This is a genomic window from Bacteroidota bacterium (assembly GCA_016720935.1).
Taxonomy (GTDB): Bacteria; Bacteroidota; Bacteroidia; order AKYH767-A; family 2013-40CM-41-45; genus JADKJP01.
In genome coordinates this window covers 1,405,970-1,424,163 of sequence record JADKJP010000006.1, presented here as the reverse complement: position 1 = coordinate 1,424,163, position 18,194 = coordinate 1,405,970, and the positions used below count along the sequence as shown (strand labels likewise).

General features: G+C 41.5%; 15 protein-coding genes. 8 read left to right on the top strand and 7 right to left on the bottom strand.

What is annotated here, in order from left to right; translation table 11 throughout:
* Window positions 1-5 precede the first annotated feature (5 nt).
* From IPP86_14035 to IPP86_14025, 3 genes are all read left to right on the top strand, one after another.
* Window positions 6-1,613, top strand: a complete 1,608-nt coding sequence (locus tag IPP86_14035) for a DUF4139 domain-containing protein (GenBank protein MBL0139630.1) — start codon at window positions 6-8, stop codon at window positions 1,611-1,613.
* A 161-nt stretch (window positions 1,614-1,774) separates the two neighbouring features.
* On the top strand, window positions 1,775-3,445 hold the full coding sequence (locus IPP86_14030; GenBank protein MBL0139629.1) for a gliding motility-associated C-terminal domain-containing protein: 1,671 nt from the start codon (window positions 1,775-1,777) through the stop codon (window positions 3,443-3,445).
* Between the two features lie 23 nt (window positions 3,446-3,468).
* The gene (locus tag IPP86_14025) at window positions 3,469-4,458 is read left to right on the top strand and encodes a DUF2279 domain-containing protein (protein MBL0139628.1); all 990 of its coding nucleotides are present in this window, start codon (window positions 3,469-3,471) and stop codon (window positions 4,456-4,458) included.
* A gap of 8 nt (window positions 4,459-4,466) precedes the next feature.
* Here the strand turns inward: IPP86_14025 and IPP86_14020 are convergent, their stop codons facing one another.
* Window positions 4,467-4,784 carry a rhodanese-like domain-containing protein gene (locus IPP86_14020; protein ID MBL0139627.1) on the bottom strand — a complete coding sequence of 106 codons (318 nt, stop codon included), beginning with the start codon at window positions 4,782-4,784 and terminating at the stop codon, window positions 4,467-4,469.
* A gap of 189 nt (window positions 4,785-4,973) precedes the next feature.
* Here IPP86_14020 and IPP86_14015 point away from each other — a divergent pair, with 189 nt between their 5' ends.
* Together IPP86_14015 and IPP86_14010 are read left to right on the top strand one after the other, a co-directional pair.
* Window positions 4,974-6,845 carry a T9SS type A sorting domain-containing protein gene (locus IPP86_14015; protein MBL0139626.1) on the top strand — a complete coding sequence of 624 codons (1,872 nt, stop codon included), beginning with the start codon at window positions 4,974-4,976 and terminating at the stop codon, window positions 6,843-6,845.
* A 51-nt stretch (window positions 6,846-6,896) separates the two neighbouring features.
* Window positions 6,897-7,358, top strand: a complete 462-nt coding sequence (locus tag IPP86_14010) for a GNAT family N-acetyltransferase (GenBank protein MBL0139625.1) — start codon at window positions 6,897-6,899, stop codon at window positions 7,356-7,358.
* Between the two features lie 40 nt (window positions 7,359-7,398).
* Here the strand turns inward: IPP86_14010 and IPP86_14005 are convergent, their stop codons facing one another.
* The 4 genes from IPP86_14005 to IPP86_13990 form a co-directional block, all read right to left on the bottom strand.
* Complete coding sequence (locus IPP86_14005; GenBank protein ID MBL0139624.1) at window positions 7,399-7,791, bottom strand: VOC family protein; 393 nt, start codon at window positions 7,789-7,791, stop codon at window positions 7,399-7,401.
* Between the two features lie 30 nt (window positions 7,792-7,821).
* On the bottom strand, window positions 7,822-9,840 hold the full coding sequence (gene uvrB / locus IPP86_14000) for an excinuclease ABC subunit UvrB (protein ID MBL0139623.1): 2,019 nt from the start codon (window positions 9,838-9,840) through the stop codon (window positions 7,822-7,824).
* A gap of 133 nt (window positions 9,841-9,973) precedes the next feature.
* Window positions 9,974-10,732: a shikimate dehydrogenase gene (locus IPP86_13995; GenBank protein ID MBL0139622.1), complete on the bottom strand. Its 759-nt coding sequence runs from the start codon at window positions 10,730-10,732 to the stop codon at window positions 9,974-9,976.
* Between the two features lie 26 nt (window positions 10,733-10,758).
* Window positions 10,759-11,409 (bottom strand): DedA family protein, encoded by a 651-nt coding sequence (locus tag IPP86_13990; GenBank protein MBL0139621.1) that lies wholly within the window; start codon window positions 11,407-11,409, stop codon window positions 10,759-10,761.
* 360 nt (window positions 11,410-11,769) lie between these two features.
* Between IPP86_13990 and IPP86_13985 the strand changes: the two genes are divergently transcribed.
* Window positions 11,770-12,834, top strand: coding sequence for a DUF2027 domain-containing protein (locus tag IPP86_13985; protein ID MBL0139620.1), 1,065 nt, complete (start codon window positions 11,770-11,772; stop codon window positions 12,832-12,834).
* Window positions 12,835-12,858: 24 nt separating this feature from the next.
* Here IPP86_13985 and IPP86_13980 read toward each other — a convergent pair whose 3' ends face one another.
* On the bottom strand, window positions 12,859-13,650 hold the full coding sequence (locus IPP86_13980) for a VOC family protein (GenBank protein MBL0139619.1): 792 nt from the start codon (window positions 13,648-13,650) through the stop codon (window positions 12,859-12,861).
* 13 nt (window positions 13,651-13,663) lie between these two features.
* The gene (locus IPP86_13975) at window positions 13,664-15,067 is read right to left on the bottom strand and encodes an arginine decarboxylase (GenBank protein MBL0139618.1); all 1,404 of its coding nucleotides are present in this window, start codon (window positions 15,065-15,067) and stop codon (window positions 13,664-13,666) included.
* Window positions 15,068-15,216: 149 nt separating this feature from the next.
* Between IPP86_13975 and rocF the strand changes: the two genes are divergently transcribed.
* Complete coding sequence (gene rocF / locus IPP86_13970) at window positions 15,217-16,161, top strand: arginase (GenBank protein ID MBL0139617.1); 945 nt, start codon at window positions 15,217-15,219, stop codon at window positions 16,159-16,161.
* Between the two features lie 220 nt (window positions 16,162-16,381).
* A complete protein-coding gene (locus IPP86_13965; GenBank protein ID MBL0139616.1) occupies window positions 16,382-18,193 on the top strand; it encodes an arginine--tRNA ligase in 1,812 nt (603 codons plus the stop codon).
* The last annotated feature ends 1 nt before the right edge of the window (window position 18,194 follow it).

Here is an 18,194-nt window from a genome sequence, read left to right as displayed (position 1 = left end):
ATCACATGAAAAAAGCGTTCGTTTTGTTTTTTTGTCTTCTGACAATTTTTGCAAGTGCACAGAACCCAAAAGTGGTGAATAGCTCTGAAATTAAAACCGTTCGTGTATATCAAAGCGGAGCTCAGATCAGCAGAACAATTCAGGCAAATGTGGAAGCGGGAATCACACAATTGATGGTTCCGGAATTGTCCTCGCAGATCAATAAGAACTCCATCACAGTTTCGGAAATCGGGAACTTCAGCTTGCTTTCCGTTGTGCATCTGTTGAATTATCTGGATGCCGAAAAAAAATCGCCGGAGATTCTTCGACTGGAAGATTCTTTGAAACAATTGGATCTCGAGATAGAAAAAAACAGCGGACTCGAAAATGTATATACCCAGGAATCCGCATTACTCAATGCCAATAAATCTGTTGGCGGCGCAAATACAGGCGTTGATCCGGATAATCTGAAAGAAGTGGCCGATCTTTTTCGGGAACGAATGATTGAACTCACCATCAAATTGATTGACATACACACCGAAGCCAAACGTTTAGCAGAGAAAGTAACAAAGCTGACTAAACAACTTGAAGAATTAAAATCGAAAGAGAATGTGCCGACCAGCAATATTCTGATCACTGTTTCTGCGAAAAGCAGGATGACAATTAACTTCACCCTAAGTTATTATGTTAACGGTGCCTCCTGGACACCAAAGTATGATATACGTGCAACCGATATTAAAAATCCGGTACAGCTGGCATATAAGGCGGATATCACTCAAAATACCGGCGAAAACTGGAAAGATGTAAAACTGACACTTTCAACAGGTAATCCTTCGCTTGGAGGAAATAAACCGGTTCTGTCACCATGGTATCTTGATTTTTACCAGAACTATAACCAGTTAAGGGAAATAAATCTCAGCAACCAGCTACAACAGGCTCCTGTTTATGTGGATGGAATTGAAGTACGAAAAAATGTGGGAATACCTTCTGATGATTCATTTGATCGTGTAATTATAGACCAGAATCAATTAAGCACAGATTTTGAAATTCAAATACCTTACAATATTCCCTCAGATAGCAAACAGTATTCAGTAGACATCCGGACTTATGAATTACCTGCAAGCTTTAGTTATTTCGCGGCTCCGAAAATTGACAAGGATGCATTTCTGATTGCAAAAATTACCGGTTGGGAAAACCTGAATCTTCTTCCCGGAAAATCAAATGTATATTTTGAAGGAAGTTTTGTGGGGGAATCATCCATTAATCCACGAAGCACGAAAGACACACTTGATCTATCCCTGGGAAGAGATAAGAAAATTGTGATCATGCGTGAAAAGCAAAAGGATTTAAGTACTTCAAAGTTTGTGGGCGATAAAGTTGTTAAGGAATTGAACTATGAAATTACTGTCAGAAATGGAAAGAAAGAAGCTATTGATATAACATTGGAAGATCAGGTTCCTGTTTCTAAAAACGATGATATCAAAATCAACCTGATTGAATCATCTTCAGGAAATGTTGACAAAGAAAGCGGAAAAATTTCCTGGAAGATGAATGTTCAACCTTCCGCAATCGAAAAACGATTTCTGAAATTTTCAGTGAAATATCCGAAGGATAAAGTTGTCCCCGGCCTATAATCTTCTTCAATAAATACCTCGTACCTTGTACCTGGTACCAGGTATTAAGTACAATAAACAAGGTAATATTAGCCAATCCCTGTTTAACATCTCCCAACAAGATATCCATAGCTTCGCGTCCCTTTTTTTTGTTTTTTTGTATATCCATCACAGGAGCTATTTTGATCAAAATCAGGAAAATAATCAGCTTTTTTAGCTTATTTGGTGCAATTGGTCTGTTCCTCTTGCCCGGTTATTCCATTGGTCAATGTGTGAGTCCCATCACAACTTTTCCATTTAGTGAGGATTTTGAAAGTGGGCCGGCAGGATGGACCTCCGGAGGAAGTAATTCCGACTGGGCGCTTGGGACTCCTTCAAAGACTACGATTAATGCCGCTGCTTCAGGAACCAACTGTTGGATTTCCGGTGGTTTAAATACTTCATTCTACAATTATGGAGAACGTTCCTGGGTGATGAGTCCTTGCTTTGATTTCAGCGGATTGTCAAAACCTATGGTTTCCGTTTCTATCTTTTGGGATACTGAATATTTGTACGACGGTGCCAATCTTCAATATTCAACGGACGGGACAACATGGAGAACACTTGGTTCTTATTCCGAACCTGATAATTGTGTTGATCAAAACTGGTACAACGTAAATAATGTTACCAATCTTTCGAGCATCACGAATGGAACACAAGGTTGGGCAGGAACGGTTCAAGCAACTTCGGGTTCTTGCAGAGGTGGTCATGGCAGTGGTGGATGGCTTGTTGCTAAACATTGTCTTTCATTTCTTGCAGGACAAACACAGGTGATGTTTCGCTTTACTTTTGGATCCGGAACCACCTGCAATGATTACGATGGATTCGCATTTGATCTTTTCAAAATAGAAGAAGCTTCAAATTTTCCTTTCACGTTCTCATGGAATTGTGTTTCCTCCAACACTGTTGAATTTAAAGATACATCATCCTGTCATTCCAACTGGAGCTGGGATTTTGGTGATCCTTCCTCAGCGACAAATACAAGTGATCTTCAGGTACCTCAGCATACTTTCTCCTCGCCTGGAAAATATACGATCACGCTCACTTCAGGAAACGATTGCATACCGGATTATACTGTATCAGCAGATCTTTACATTCTCAGTGCTGAAACCTCTTCAACTCCCGAGACCTGTGTAAATTCAAAGGATGGAACAGCAAGTGTCCAGGTGAGTGGAAGTACGGCGATCAATTCGTATGCGTGGAATACAGATCCTGTTCAGAACGGTTCAACTGCAACCGGACTGAGTGCCGGACAATATGCAGTGAATATTACGGCATCTAATTCCTGTGACCTCAGTGCGGATGTAATTGTTCCCATCGGACCTGACGCTTTTCCAATTCCTGATTTAGGTCCGGATACAACATTGTGTCCAGGCTCAGCATTTTTGCTTCACCCCGGAAACTTTAATACCTATGAATGGCAGGATCTTTCCACTGATCAGAATTATATAGTTGAGCAGGCAGGAGTTTATACCGTAAAAATTACAAATACTGCTGGATGTTCCGGTACGGATACAGTATCTGTTTCAGAAGATTGTTTGAACGATATTATTTTTCCGAATGCCTTCACTCCCAACGGAGACAACCTGAACGAAACATTTCTGCCCTTTGGCAGCGCGATTAAAAATTACAACCTGAAAATTTACAACCGCTGGGGACAGTTAATTTTTGAAAGTGTAGATCAATCGCGTGGTTGGGATGGAACATACCAGGGAAAGAGACAGGAAGAGGGGATTTACCTTTATCGTGTAAGCTACAGCGTTCGTAATGGTGAAGAGAAGGGTAGAACCGGTAAAGTTGTTTTGATCAGGTAATCGTTTCAGGCTACTGTTAATCTATGAACCTCCGGTTTTTTACTTTACTCACACTTCTTTTTTATCAATCTAAAATTAGCTGCGCGGAAGTTTGTTCTGGTTCTTTTGAAGATAATTCAGAATCGGAAATAATTCATCCCACAGATTCCACTTCTCCATCAGTTTGGTCGTTAGAAAATGCAAAATCACCTGATCGTAAAAGAACCAGAATTTTAAATTATACCGTTGTCGGTTTGTATCCTGTGAGTATGTATTGGTTGTATACACAGTGGTATCAAAATTATCCTCAATCTTCTTTTCACTTTTTTAATGACAATGCGGAATGGGAGCAAATGGATAAATTCGGGCATGCATGGGATGCATATTCTATCGCTAAACCTCTCATGAAATGTTATCGCTGGACTGGTTACAACAATAAGAAATCTACTTTGCTGGCTGGCGGAATTTCATTTTTGTACCAGACTACCGTAGAAGTCTTTGATGGTTTTTCAGAAGAATGGGGATTTTCTACCGGAGATGTACTTTGCAATACTGCAGGAATCGGACTTTTCACTGCTCAGCAACTCACATGGGGAGAGCAACGAATTGTACTGAAGTATTCATTTCATCAAAGTAAATATTCAAAATACAGACCCAATCTGCTGGGAAGTAATTTGCCGGAGAATATTCTGAAAGACTACAATGGATTGAGTTATTGGATCAGTATCAATCCACGCTCGTTTTTCAAAAACACAAAGTGGTTGCCAAACTGGTTAAGTATCGGAGCAGGTTTCGGAGCGGAAGGAATGACCGGAGGAAAGGAAAACCCGACAGAAGTGGATGGAAAAATTATACCGGAATTTGAACGATACAGGCAATATTATATCAGTCTGGATATTGATCTTGCAAGAGTGAAAACAAAATCGGTTTTGCTTGGATCAATTTTTAAATTCATCAACATTGTTCATTTACCTTCACCTGCAATAGAATTCAGCAAGGGAAAAAAATCACGGTATCACGCATTTTATTTTTAATAATAGTTTCAATAGATAGGTATACTCGGATCAATATTGCGGGAATAGGCGAGGATGCCGCCTTTCAGATTATACAGATTTGTCATGCCAAACCGGCGTTCCAGTTCCATCACAATCACACCGCTTCTTCCACCGGATTTGCAATGAATGATTACCGGTTTGTCTTTTGCAATCTTGTCCATATTATCCAAAACGGTTGACATGGGGATCAGTTCACCATTCAAATTGCAGATTTCATATTCATAGGACTCCCTTACATCAATGAGCTGAAAATTCTCATTTCTGTCGATTTTTTCTTTGAGTTCCTCTACTGTAATCTCTTTCATACTGAAGAATAGATTTTGAATTCATGTAAAAATAAATTAATTTGGTTTGATATTGCAATCACCCAGCCGGACAGATGTTAAATTCCTTGAAATTTCAATTCCAAAGAACGAAAATTACAATAAATTCAAATTGTTCCGGTCGGTCAAAAGCAAAATAAGATTAAATTCATCATACCAATCTCCCACACCATGAAGAAAATACTCTACTTAACACTCGTATTTTTCACCCTTACTCTCCGGAGTATTGCAGGTTCCGGAGGACCTGATGCTTATGGTTACATCTGGCGTGATAATCTGGATCCTCAGGGTCCAACATACAATTGGGTGGACATCCTCACCAAACCCGGAAGATTGCTTGTGGAACGTTTGTCAGATGATAACACCCAGGGACCTTTCCAGTTGAATTTCAATTTTCATTATTATTGGTATGATGTGAATCAATTTTGGATTGGATCTAACGGCTATATCGCTTTTCAAAGTTGCCAGTTGAGTGTGCCGCTTCCAATTATCCCCAACACAAGTCTTCCTCAGGATTATATCGCCGCCATGGCAGCGGATTTGAATTTTGACGGTAGTGGAAATCCGGGACAATGTTATTACTGGATCAGTCCGAACCAGGATTCCCTTGTAGTTTCCTGGCTGAATGTTCCCTTCTGGGATCAAAATGCTCCGTCCTATCAGGGAAGCAATACCTTTCAGTTGATTCTTTCCACTGTTGACAGCTCCATCACATTTCAATACCAACAACAATCAGGAACTTATGGAGGAGGAAATTCTCCATATCTGTCCGCAGGAATTGAAAATATCAATGGTGGAGTTGGCTTGCAAAGCATGTTGAATCCAACCGGAGGCGGATCGGGATATTTTGTTACCCCTTATGCTGTGAAATTTACTTATCCTGCTTCGAGCTCCTTCCAGGCATTGGATGCTTCTACTTTGTACAATGACAACACATCGAATGGCGGACGCTTCATCAGCAACCACACTCCAACACCCTGGGTGATGAACAGCGAAATAAAAAATGCCGGCAATGTGAATCTGGGTCCATTCAATGTCTATTCTTATGTAGCAACTGCTGTCAATGGTCTGACCGGAACGGTTGAAGTGGACGATACAGTCACTACTGCGGCCATGCCTGCTCAGGCAACCGCCTCAATTTCCATGAACGAAACCTTCAGCCCTCAGGTGGAAGGTACTTACATACAGGTTACACGAACACTATATCCCGGTGACATCGCGCCGAGTAATGACAGCGCTACATTGGAACTGGTTGTTGTAGATACCATCAACAGACCAATAAGGTTAACTTTTGATGATGGTTTAAACAATGGTGTTGGATTGAACTGGCTGGGAACTCAGGGTGGAGCAGGGATGCAATTCGTCCCACCATTTTATCCATGCAAACTCACAACTGTTCATGCTTATGTTCAGGCCAATGTTAACCTTGTCGGTTTTTATATGTCAATTTTTGATGACAATGGACCATTGGGCGGAGTAGGAACAAGATTGGATTCAATCTATGTTCCGAACAGTTCTTTTTCTGCACCGATGTGGGTGGATGTCCCACTCACGACACCTATTATCATCAACAGCGGAAGTTTCTACGTTTCCTGGAACATGGATGGGGCTGGTGTCACACTTGGAACGAATGTTTCCGGTCCGGTCAGCAACAGAAGCTTTGAAGTACTGAGCAATTCCTGGGCGATTTACAGAAACCGTCAGGTCGAAGATCTCATGATCAACGCGACCATTGATACAGTGAACATTCCTGTTGGAATTTCAAATGTATTATTGGATGAAGGAATCGGAGAATTTTATCCAAATCCTTCCGGTTCTGTTTCACAGCTCAGTCTGGATATGAATGGAACCAATGATAAGAGCATCGCTTTGCAACTGTATTCTGCTGACGGTAGATTGATCATTGAAAATCATCCTGCAGTCCAATCGGGATCTCAAAATATCATCCAGGTAGATTTAAGCAATCTAAAAAGTGGATTGTATTTCTGTAAAATTTCATCTACTACAAAACAGGCAACACGGATACTTCAGGTTATCCGTTAAATATAAGACATCAGAAACCCGCAGCTCCTGCGGGTTTCTGTTTTAAACAGTATGGCAACAGAGATTGTTCAGTATTCCGAAAAGTTCAATGGTTATTTTAAAAGCCTCAACGTAGAATGGCTGAATAAATATTATTCAATCACGGCCGCTGATCTGGAAATTCTAGAAAACCCTGAGAGGATTATTCAGGAAGGCGGATATGTTTTTTTTGCTGTTTTGGATGATGTGGTTGTCGGAACCTGCGCGATTGTTCCTCACGAAGTACATTCCTGTGAATTGATCAAGATGGGAGTACGTGAAAATTATCAGGGAAAAGGAATTGGTAAATTACTCCTTGAAAAAGTCATTGAACAGGCAAGAGAAAAAGGATTTCGGACAATGACACTGGAAACAGCATCAACATTAGAGGTTGCAGTTTCACTTTATAAAAAGATTGGATTTGTGCAGACAAGTCCGGAAGAGAAACATCCGAAATTCGGAAGGATGACTTTCAAAATGGAAATGAAACTTTAATCAAAGTTTCGCTGTTTCCATAAAATTATAAAAAGTGCATTCAGACTTTTGGCTGAATGAGATCCCAAAGGTTTCCGTATTTATCTGCAAAGACAGCCACTGTTCCCCAGGATTCTTCAATCATTTCTCTTACAAACTTGACATTTTTGGATTTCAAAAAATCATAATCTCTCCGGAGATCATCCGTATGAAGAAAAAGAAAGACACGTCCGCCGGTTTGATTTCCAATTCTGCTTTTTTGTTCCTCTGTACTTGCTTTTGCCAGCAGGAGGGAAGTCCCGTTTGAACCTTCGGGAGCAATGACGACCCAACGCTTTGTTTCGCTCATTACTGTATCTTCGATCAGATTGAATTTCAAGACCGAAGTATAATAGTGAAGAGCTTCATCGTAATCATCCACAATAAGCGCAATAAGAGCGAGATTTTGTTTCATAAATTGATTTGTCGAAACCTCATTGAAGAATTAAGCTTTCATCATTTTTTCCAATTCATACATTTCATCTCTCAACCTGGCCGCTTCAATAAAGTCAAGATCCTTCGCGGCACGCTCCATTGATTTACGTGTTTGGGCGATGAGTTTTTTCAGTTCTTCTTTATTCATGTATTGAACCACAGGGTCTGCAGCGATACTCACTTTGTTGCTTTCAACATAAGCATGCTGTTCCGCCAATTTTGAATCCGCGACTTTTGTCTGTCCCATGATACTTTCGATGGATTTCACAATTTGTTGTGGAGACAAACCATTGTCTTCATTGTATTTAATTTGTTTCTCTCTTCGCCGTAATGTTTCATCCATGGTCTTTTGCATGCTGTCGGTAATCTTGTCGGCATAGAAAATTACGCGGCCATTGATATTCCGTGCTGCCCGTCCTGCTGTTTGGGTGAGCGAACGGTTGCTACGCAAAAATCCTTCCTTATCGGCATCCAGAATGGCGACCAGCGAAACTTCCGGTAAATCCAATCCTTCCCGGAGCAAGTTGATTCCAACAAGAACATCGAAATTTCCCAGTCGTAAATCTCTCAGCAGTTCAACTCGATCGAGCGTATCTACTTCCGAGTGAATGTAGCGGCAATTGATATTTAATTTGGTCATGTATTTGGTCAGTTCTTCCGCCATTCGTTTTGTAAGCGTAGTAACCAAGACCCTTTCGCCGGCTTTAACCGTTTTGTCAATTTCTTCGAGAAGATCATCCACCTGGTTCAGGCTTGGTCTTACTTCAATCACCGGATCCAACAAACCTGTAGGACGGATGACTTGTTCAACGAGTACACCTTCGCTTTTTTGCAATTCATAATCTGCAGGAGTCGCGCTGACATAAATTGTTTGATGAGCCATCGTTTCAAATTCTTCAAACTTGAGCGGACGGTTATCCAGGGCTGAGGGCAAACGAAAACCATATTCAACCAGGTTTTGTTTTCTTGAACGATCACCACCGTACATCGCCCGGATTTGAGGAATGGTCGCGTGACTTTCGTCGATCACCATGAGGTAATTGTCGGGGAAATAATCGAGCAAACAGAAAGGTCTTGAACCCGGATCGCGTCCGTCAAAGTAGCGTGAGTAATTTTCAATTCCTGAACAATAACCCAATTCACGGATCATTTCCAAATCATAAGTGACACGATCTTCCAGACGTTTTGCTTCGAGATGCTGTCCAAGGCCTTTCATGTATTCAACCTGCTTCACCATGTCTTCCTGAATGTGCCAGATCGCTTCGAGCTGCCGGTCAGGAGTTGTGACGAAGATGGTTGCCGGATAAATGATGACAGAAGGATTCTTTTCGATTGTCCTCCCGCTAATCGGATCGATTGTCACAATCTCTTCGATTTCATCACCGAAAAAATTAATGCGATAGGCGATATCACCATAAGCGAGGAACACATCCACTGTTTCTCCCCGAACTCTGAATTTTCCTCTCGTAAATTCGATGTCTGTCCGACTGTATAGCGAAGTAACCAAACGATGCAGAAAAGAATTTCTACTGATTTTTTCTCCTTCACTTATTTTGATAATGTTTGATTTAAAGTCTGCCGGATTACCGATACCATAAATACAAGAAACAGAACTCACCACCAGTACATCTTCACGACCGGAAAGCAAAGCGGTAGTGGTGCTCAGACGGAGCTTTTCGATTTCATCATTGATCGCGAGATCCTTCTCGATGTATGTATTTGTTGTAGGAATATACGCCTCCGGCTGGTAGTAATCATAATAGGAGACAAAATATTGAACAGCATTGTGCGGAAAAAACTGTTTAAACTCTCCGTACAATTGGGCTGCCAAGGTTTTGTTATGACTCAGTACCAACGTTGGCCTTTGTGTTTGTGCAACGACATTGGCGATGGTAAATGTTTTACCGGAACCTGTTACACCTAGCAGGGTTTGTGCGGTATCACCGCGGTTCACACCTTCCACAAGTTGTTGTATCGCCTGAGGCTGATCACCGGTAGGTTTGTAATCGGATTCAATTTGAAAGGGCATTGCGGGAGAATTGAAGGTTCAGGGATAAATGAGACGGCTTCTAAAAATAGAAAATGTAAATCAGATTATCAGGAAATATTATAATTCTGAATTTTTCCTTGCATAAAAAAGGCCGGATAAACCGGCCTTTTCTTTAAACGTAAATAGGTTCATTCCAGATTTCCCAGGATTTTTCCGCCTGAAGGCGAAGCATTCGGAAACCGTTATGGATAAATGCACCGGCTTCTTTCGATTTCTCAAGAAACTTTGTTTGTGCAGGGTTGTAGATCAAATCAAAACACAGGTTTTTATGTGTCAGGAATTCGTAAGGGATATTCGGACACTCATTCACATTTGGATACATTCCAAGAGGAGTGGTGTTCACGATTACCTGAAATGCTTTCATGGTATTCGCGTTCAGATCAGCATAAGAATAATGGAATCTGGATTCCTCGCGGGTTACGAAGAAGTGTTCGATATTCAGTTTACGGAATACAAATGAAACTGCTTTGGCTGAACCTCCGGTACCCAGAATCAGGGCACGACGGTGATGAGGGCGAAGAATAGGGCGGATGGCCAGTTCAAATCCCCATGCATCTGTATTGAATCCGTGGAGCTCAAATTTCCCATTGTCCTGGCGATGAATACGAATTGTATTGACTGCACCAATTTTTTGTGAAATGTCATCCAGGTTATCAAGCATAGGAATAATGTCCTGCTTGAAAGGAATTGTAACATTCAGTCCTACCAGGTCAGGAGTGTCTTTTACGATTTGCTTTAAATCATAAATATTCTCTGTGTCATAGTTTTCATATGCACAATCACTACGTCCTTCACGTTGAAATTTTTCGAGAAAAAATTTCTTTGAGTAGGAATGTTCGAGTGGGTGACCAAATAAACCAAAACGTTTCATGATAGAAGGAATTTGAGGTTAAATTATTAGTTCGCAGTTTTTGAAGGGAAGAATTTCGCCTTTATATAAGCAATAATCATTGGTAAAAGAGAGAGAATGATAATACCGAATACTACAAGAGTGAAGTTTTGTTTGACGGCGGGAATGTTCCCGAAGGCAAAGCCTGCGAGTAAAAAACCCGTTATCCAAAGTACATTTCCGAGCAGACTGAAAGTGATGAATCGCTTGTAGGTCATACTTCCCAGTCCTGCCACAAACGGAGCAAAGGTTCTGAGAATAGGCATGAATCTGGCAATCACAACTGTTTTTCCGCCATGCTTTTCATAAAAGGCATGTGTTCGATCGATGTATTCTTTTTTGATCAATTTTCTTTTCGAATCAATGATTTTATGCCCGATGAAGTTTCCAATAGCATAATTTGTATTGTCCCCGGCAAATGCTGCCAGAAAGAGAATCAGAATCAATAAGCCAATGCTCAATGAACCCGTTGCAGCCAATGCTCCGGCGGCAAACAATAAAGAATCACCCGGCAGAAAGGGAGTAATCACAAATCCTGTTTCACAGAATATGATCAAGGCAAGCAACAGGTAAGTGAGCTTATCATACTGATTCACCATCTCGATGAGATGTCGATCGATATGTAAAATAAAATCAATTAACTGTTGAATAAACTCCATTTCAGGGATAAAAGATTCTAAGTAATGATTGGAGGAATCAATAAGAAGTGTCGCAGCTTTTCACTAACTCCTTTGCAAAGATAAGGATAATATTATCTGGTGGAGAAAAAAGGACATTATTTATTGCAAAATATGGAAATTTAACATTTTGTTTTTTCATCCGATAGCATGACATACATCATTGGTGTTTAGGCTATTTTATATCGCAGTACGATCTTTCAATTCATAAAATTGTTATACACCATGCACTGCTGAAAAAGCCTGAAATGACTTGCAATAAACTCCGGTATTAAGGCTTAATTTCATTTTCGCGAATTCCGGTTATTGGAATAGATCGCTCATTGTATAAATCCCTGTAAAGTGAAATTACAACCCGGTGACAAAGTCCGTTTCCTGAACGACAATCTGGAAGGCGAAGTCGTTCGTATTCTTTCTAACGACAAAATTGAGGTGTCCGACAGCGATGGATTTAAACACATAGCAGCGGAAAGGCAGCTGGTTCGCATTGAATTTCAACTGGATGCGGAACTTCCTTTGGAACCTCAAAAGAAAATGGAAGACAAAGAGGTCCAGACCCTGCCATTGCCATCGAAACCTATCCAGCGAAAAGCGGATGTCATTCAGTCCCTGGAACCGGACGATACCATTTATGCTGCCCTGAAAATGGTGCAGGAAAAGACTCCTTTAACGTCCGAAATCGAACTGATTTTAGTCAATAATACTACTTACGAAATAGTATTTACAGTTGCCAGGAAACTTGCGGAGTTTCGTTCAGGGATCGATTCCGGGGCTTTGTCAGCAAGATCAGAAATTACACTGGGTGTTTTTTCACCGGATCAATTGCACCGCTTCGACGGCTTTGAATTTCAGTTCCTCTTTTTTGGCAAAAAGGAATTCCGACCACGGTCACCAATTATTAAACAACTGACTTTCTCAGGTTCCGATTTCCTCGATCCTTCCAATAAAAGCTCGCTGCGAAGAGAGGAATTGCCTGTCTTGTTAATGCCTCTCTGCAGCCTGAACCCGATGAATGAACTGGACATTTCAAAACTCCTCGATAAATACCAGCAAAAAGAAACGGAAGAAAGTCTGAGAAATCAACCCAAAGGGGGAAAAGGAAAAGCGGAGAAATTTACTGTTCTGTCGCGGACAAAAGTTGTTGATCTTCACATCGAAGAACTGCTGAAGGATTACTCAGGAATGAACAACGCGCAGATCATCGCTTATCAGCTCAATTATTTTCTCTACGAACTGGATCAGGCAATGATCAACAAGTTTCATAAAATTACCTTTATCCATGGGGTTGGTCAAGGAGTATTGAAAAGCGCGATCAGGGAAGAGCTGAAAAAGATTCCATTCATTAAATATGGAGAAGCTCCGCCGGAACAATACGGATTCGGTGCAACCGAAGTGGAATTTTTGTAAAGAGATTTTTTCGGAAAAATATTCTTATCCCTTTGCCTGCCAAAGCTCGATTTTATTGCCATCCGGATCCATGATCCAGCCGAAAGAACCGTAGTCGTGATCTTCTTTTTTGGGATCGACTTCTACATGTGATGATTTGAGATCTGACAGTAAAGTATTCAGATCACTGACAATAAAATTCAGCATGTATGACTTTTCAGAAGGCTGAAAATAGGTGGTCGATTCTTTAAAGAAAGCGAAAACGGTATTTCCTTCTTTGGCAGGTTGGTGTTGGTGCAACCATTTGAAAATATGGTTTCCTCCATGGAAAGGGATTTCAAAATTCTTTTCATACCATTTGGAGAGAGCAACAGGATCTTTACTCTTGATAAAAACTCCTCCAAGTCCTTCAACAGCTCCTGACACCGGCACCGTTTGCGCGGATTCTCCAAAACCACTTTCAACAGGTTCCCAGAGTTCAATTTTGTTTCCCTCGGGATCCATCACCCAGCAGAATTTACCATAGTCATATTCTTCCATGGGCTTTAATGCCGGGATTCCTTCTTCCTGCAAAGCTTTCAAAAGTTCTGCTAAATTTTCTACCCTGAAATTGATCATCAGACTCTTTTCACTCGGTAAAAAATAATTGGCAGGAGTAGGGAACATGCTGAACGCGGTTGTACAAACTTCTTCCGGTTTTTCCTGATTACGCCATTTCAAACTGGCATACACATGCGTGCCGAATGGAATTCCCAAATGATCTTCATACCAGCGCGCAAGAAATTTCGGATCGCCGGCTTGTATAAAAACTCCTCCAAGTCCTGTTACTTTTGCCATTGTGGTGCAGGTTTTAGTATCCCAAAATTTTCAACATACTCTTTGCACTTTGCTCTTTTGCAAAAAGACGGGTTGTAATTTCACCTTCTTCATCACGGTCAATGATCACGTGTTTAGGTGCCGGAACCAGACAGTGCTGAATTCCACCGTAGCCTCCAATACTTTCCTGGTAAGCGCCGGTATGAAAAAATCCAATGTACAAGGTCTCTCCCTTGGGCTCATCTTCCTTGGGAAGATAAACCTGGTTGACGTGAGATTCGGTATTGTAATAATCATCACTGTCGCAGGTCAAACCGCCAATGTTCACACGGTTGTAATCCTTTTCCCAATCGTTGATCGCAAGAAGAATGAATTTCTGTTTGATTCCCCAGGTATCAGGAAGCGTAGTGATGAATGAGCTGTCGATCATGTACCAGAGCTCATTGTCATTTTGCTGTTTTTTGTCGATAATGGAGAACAGCGTCGCGCCACTTTCAGCAACAGTGAAACTACCGAACTCCGTAAAAATGTTCGGCTCGTCGACTCCCTGTGCTTTACAGGTCTGTTTGATTTGCTTGATGATCTGTTCAGCCATGTATTCGTAATCGTATTCAAATCCGAGGGATTTACGAATCGGCCAGCCGCCGCCAATATCGAGAGAGTCCAGAGTAGGACAGATCTTTTTCAGTTCGCAATAAACATTCACACATTTATTCAGCTCACTCCAGTAATAAGCATTGTCTTTGATTCCTGTATTGATGAAGAAGTGCAGCATCTTGAGCTGAAACTTTGAATTCTTCTTCAGGTTTTTCAGGTAATAATCTTTGATCTCATCATAGCGAATCCCGAGCCTGGAGGTGTAAAATTCAAAATTGGGTTCTTCACCGGCTGCAATGCGGATTCCGACTTTTACCTTCTTACGTCCTTTGATTTTCTTCTCATACAAAGGCAACTCATTCATGTTATCCAGAACAGGAATGACATTTTCAAAACCATCGTTGATCAGTTCGCTGATGTATTGAATGTATTGTGGACGCTTGTAACCGTTGCAGATGATAAAGATGTTCTTATCGATTTTCTTCTCCTGGTAAAGGGATCGGATAATCGGAATGTCAAAAGCAGAGGAAGTTTCGAGGTGGACATCGTTCTTTAAAACTTCATGCAAAACGAACGAAAAATGCGAACTCTTCGTACAATAACAGTAAGTATAGGACCCTTTATAGTCGGCTTTTGCGATCGCTACATTGAAAATTCGCTTGGCTTTCTTAATTTGTGATCCTATTTTAGGCAAATAAGTGATTTTCAGAGGAGTACCGTATTGTTTGATAATTTCCATCAAGTCAATACCGTAAAAGTGGAGTTGGTTATCGATCACTTCAAATCCTTCCTGCGGAAAGTAAAAGGTTTGCTCGATGAGGTCGCGGTAGGTGTTCTTCATTTTAATCAGGGAGGGAATGAGTGGTTCTTGAGATTCCGGGACCAGAAGTAAGTCACCCGGATTGACAAATTTCTGCTAAAGTAAGTAACTTACATTTATAACATACGTAGGGAATAAATTTTTTGAATAGAATAAACGAAAGGTAAACAATGAAAAAGATCAGGTTTGTTGAAGTGAAGTCAGAGGTAGGAGCCGGTACCCGCGGAGCAAGCATGGGTCCGGATGCGATCAAAATTGCCGCCTTCGATTACGGTAGTACGCTCTTTAAAAAGATTGATTCAGTAGAAGTACAGACGGAGAATCTCAGTTTGTTCGAATCGCCCGGAAGTCCGTACGCGAAGAGAATAAAAAGTTTGCTCACCGTTCTGGAGCGCACAGCCAACGTGGTAAAAAATTCTCTCAAGAATAATGAGTTCCCGATAGTGCTGGCAGGAGACCACAGTACTTCCGCCGGCACGATCTCCGGTATTAAAATGGCTTACCCGAAACAACGTCTCGGAGTCATCTGGATCGATGCGCACGCCGACATGCATTCACCCTGGACCACACCTTCCGGCAACATGCACGGGATGCCATTGGCTGCTGTTCTTGCTGAAGACAATGCCAGTAACAAGATGAACAAACCCGATAAGGACACTCTTGAAAACTGGGGCAAGATCAAAAGGATAGGAGGGATCACTCCCAAAATTGACTGGAACGACCTGGTTTTTATCGCTTTGCGTGACGTCGAACCGGAAGAATCCTATTTGCTTAAAAAGAATAAAGTCAAAATATTCAGCACAAACGATGTGAAGCGGAACGGTGTTGAAAAGATCGCCCGTGATGCCCTGGCTCATTTGTCACGCTGTCACATGATTTACATTTCCTTCGATGTGGACAGTATGGATTCCTCCATTTCTAAAGGAACCGGAACACCGGTCCGCAATGGAATTACAGAGAAAGAAGCGGGTAGTTTGCTTGTCCGTCTCATCCAGAATGAAAAAGTCATTTGCTTTGAGATTTCGGAAGTAAACCCGACACTCGACAAAGAGAACCTGATGGCGGAAAACACATTCGAAATTCTCCAGAGGGTCGTCAGCCAGCTCACGAATTAAGCTTCTCCTACAGGATCTCTGAACCGAAACGGTGAAAATGTTCCGGGAATATTGCTTCTTCCGGAAGCTGAATTCTTTCATTGAACTGAACCGCTGATATCTCACGAAGACTATTACTTTTGCAAAACGATCAGACCGGATGGATCTGATCAGAAAAAGGTTTTATCTTAACAGCTCCTGAAAATATTTTCAGGGTTTATTATTTAAGGCATCGGATTTTATGGGTTTGTGGTTCGAGAAAGAATTGAAGCAAAGTATTGTCCTCGCTTTGAAAGACCTCTACGGGATTTCAGAGACGGAGGAAAATATCCTCTTACAGGATACCAAAAAAGAATTTGAAGGCGATAAGACGCTTGTCGTTTTTCCATTCACAAAAAAATCGGGCAAATCTCCGGAGGAAACCGCGACACAAATCGGGAATCATCTGCTTTCCAATTCCTCATTACTGGCATCTTTCAATGTTGTAAAAGGCTTTTTGAATCTGGTTGTTTCCGAAAATTTCTGGAACGAATTTTTCAATACGGTAAAAGCAGATCATCAGTTATTATTTGATCCGAAAAGAAACAGCGGTTCGCCTTTGAAACCGCGTTTGCTCATGGTGGAATATTCTTCACCAAATACCAACAAACCTCTGCATCTCGGACATATCCGTAACAACCTTCTGGGTTATTCTGTCGCGGAAATTTTGAAAGCCAATGGTCATCAGGTTGTGAAAGTTAACCTGGTCAATGACCGCGGGATTCACATTTGTAAATCCATGCTTGCCTGGCAGAAATGGGGACAAGGAGAAACTCCTGCATCCACAGGGATGAAAGGAGATCATCTTGTCGGTAAATACTATGTCATTTACGATAAAAAATACAAAGCCCAGATAGAAGAACTCACCGAGCGTGGTATTTCCGCGGAAGAAGCCGAGAAAAAAGCTCCGCTGGCTACCGAGATTCAGGAAATGCTTCGCAAATGGGAAGCCGGCGATGCTGAAACAAGAGCATTGTGGGAAAAGATGAATGGCTGGGTTTACGAAGGCTTCGCGCAGACGTATAAAAAGCTGGGAGTAGATTTTGATAAAATCTATTACGAATCACAAACCTATCTTTTGGGTAAAAAAATGGTGGAAGCCGGTTTGGCTGCCAATTCATTTTTCAGAAAAGATGATCAATCCGTTTGGGTTGATCTGACCGATGAAGGTCTGGACCAAAAAGTTTTGTTGCGTGCGGATGGAACCTCGGTATACATTACACAGGACATCGGCACTGCGCAGTTACGTTTTGACGAATATCCCGGACTGGAGCAATTGATTTATGTTGTCGGCAACGAACAGGATTATCACTTTAAAGTCCTGCGTGGAATTTTCAGGAAGCTACAGCGTCCCTGGGCGGATGGTTTGTACCATTTGTCGTATGGAATGGTGGATCTTCCTTCCGGTAAAATGAAATCCAGGGAAGGTACCGTTGTGGACGCGGATGATCTCATCAAAGATGTTGTGGAAGAAGCGGAAATGGCGACAAAAGCCATGGGCAAACTCGACGATTTCGATTCCGCTGAAGCAAAGGAATTGTACCATTCACTGGGAATGGGAGCCATTAAATATTTCATTCTGAAAGTGGATCCGAAAAAGCGGATGTTGTTCAATCCGGCCGAGAGTATTGATCTCAATGGAAATACAGGTCCATTCATCCAGTATACGTATGCACGGATTCGTTCGGTATTGAAGAAAGGCGATAAAATGCAGATCGCGGAGAAAGCAGGCGGACAAAGAAAATTCTCGAAAGAGGAGAAACATCTGATCAGTCTGATTTATGCTTATCCTCAAATGGTACGTGAAGCCGGACAAAATTTCAGTCCGGCCCTGATGGCGAATTATGCTTATGATTTAGCGAAAGCCTATAACCATTTTTACCACGATCACGTAATTGTTGACGAGGCAAATACTGATGTTTCCGCTTTCCGTCTGGCCTTGAGCGAACTTACATCGGCAGTGATTCGTCAATCCATGAATTTGCTTGGTATCACAGTGCCTGAACGCATGTAAG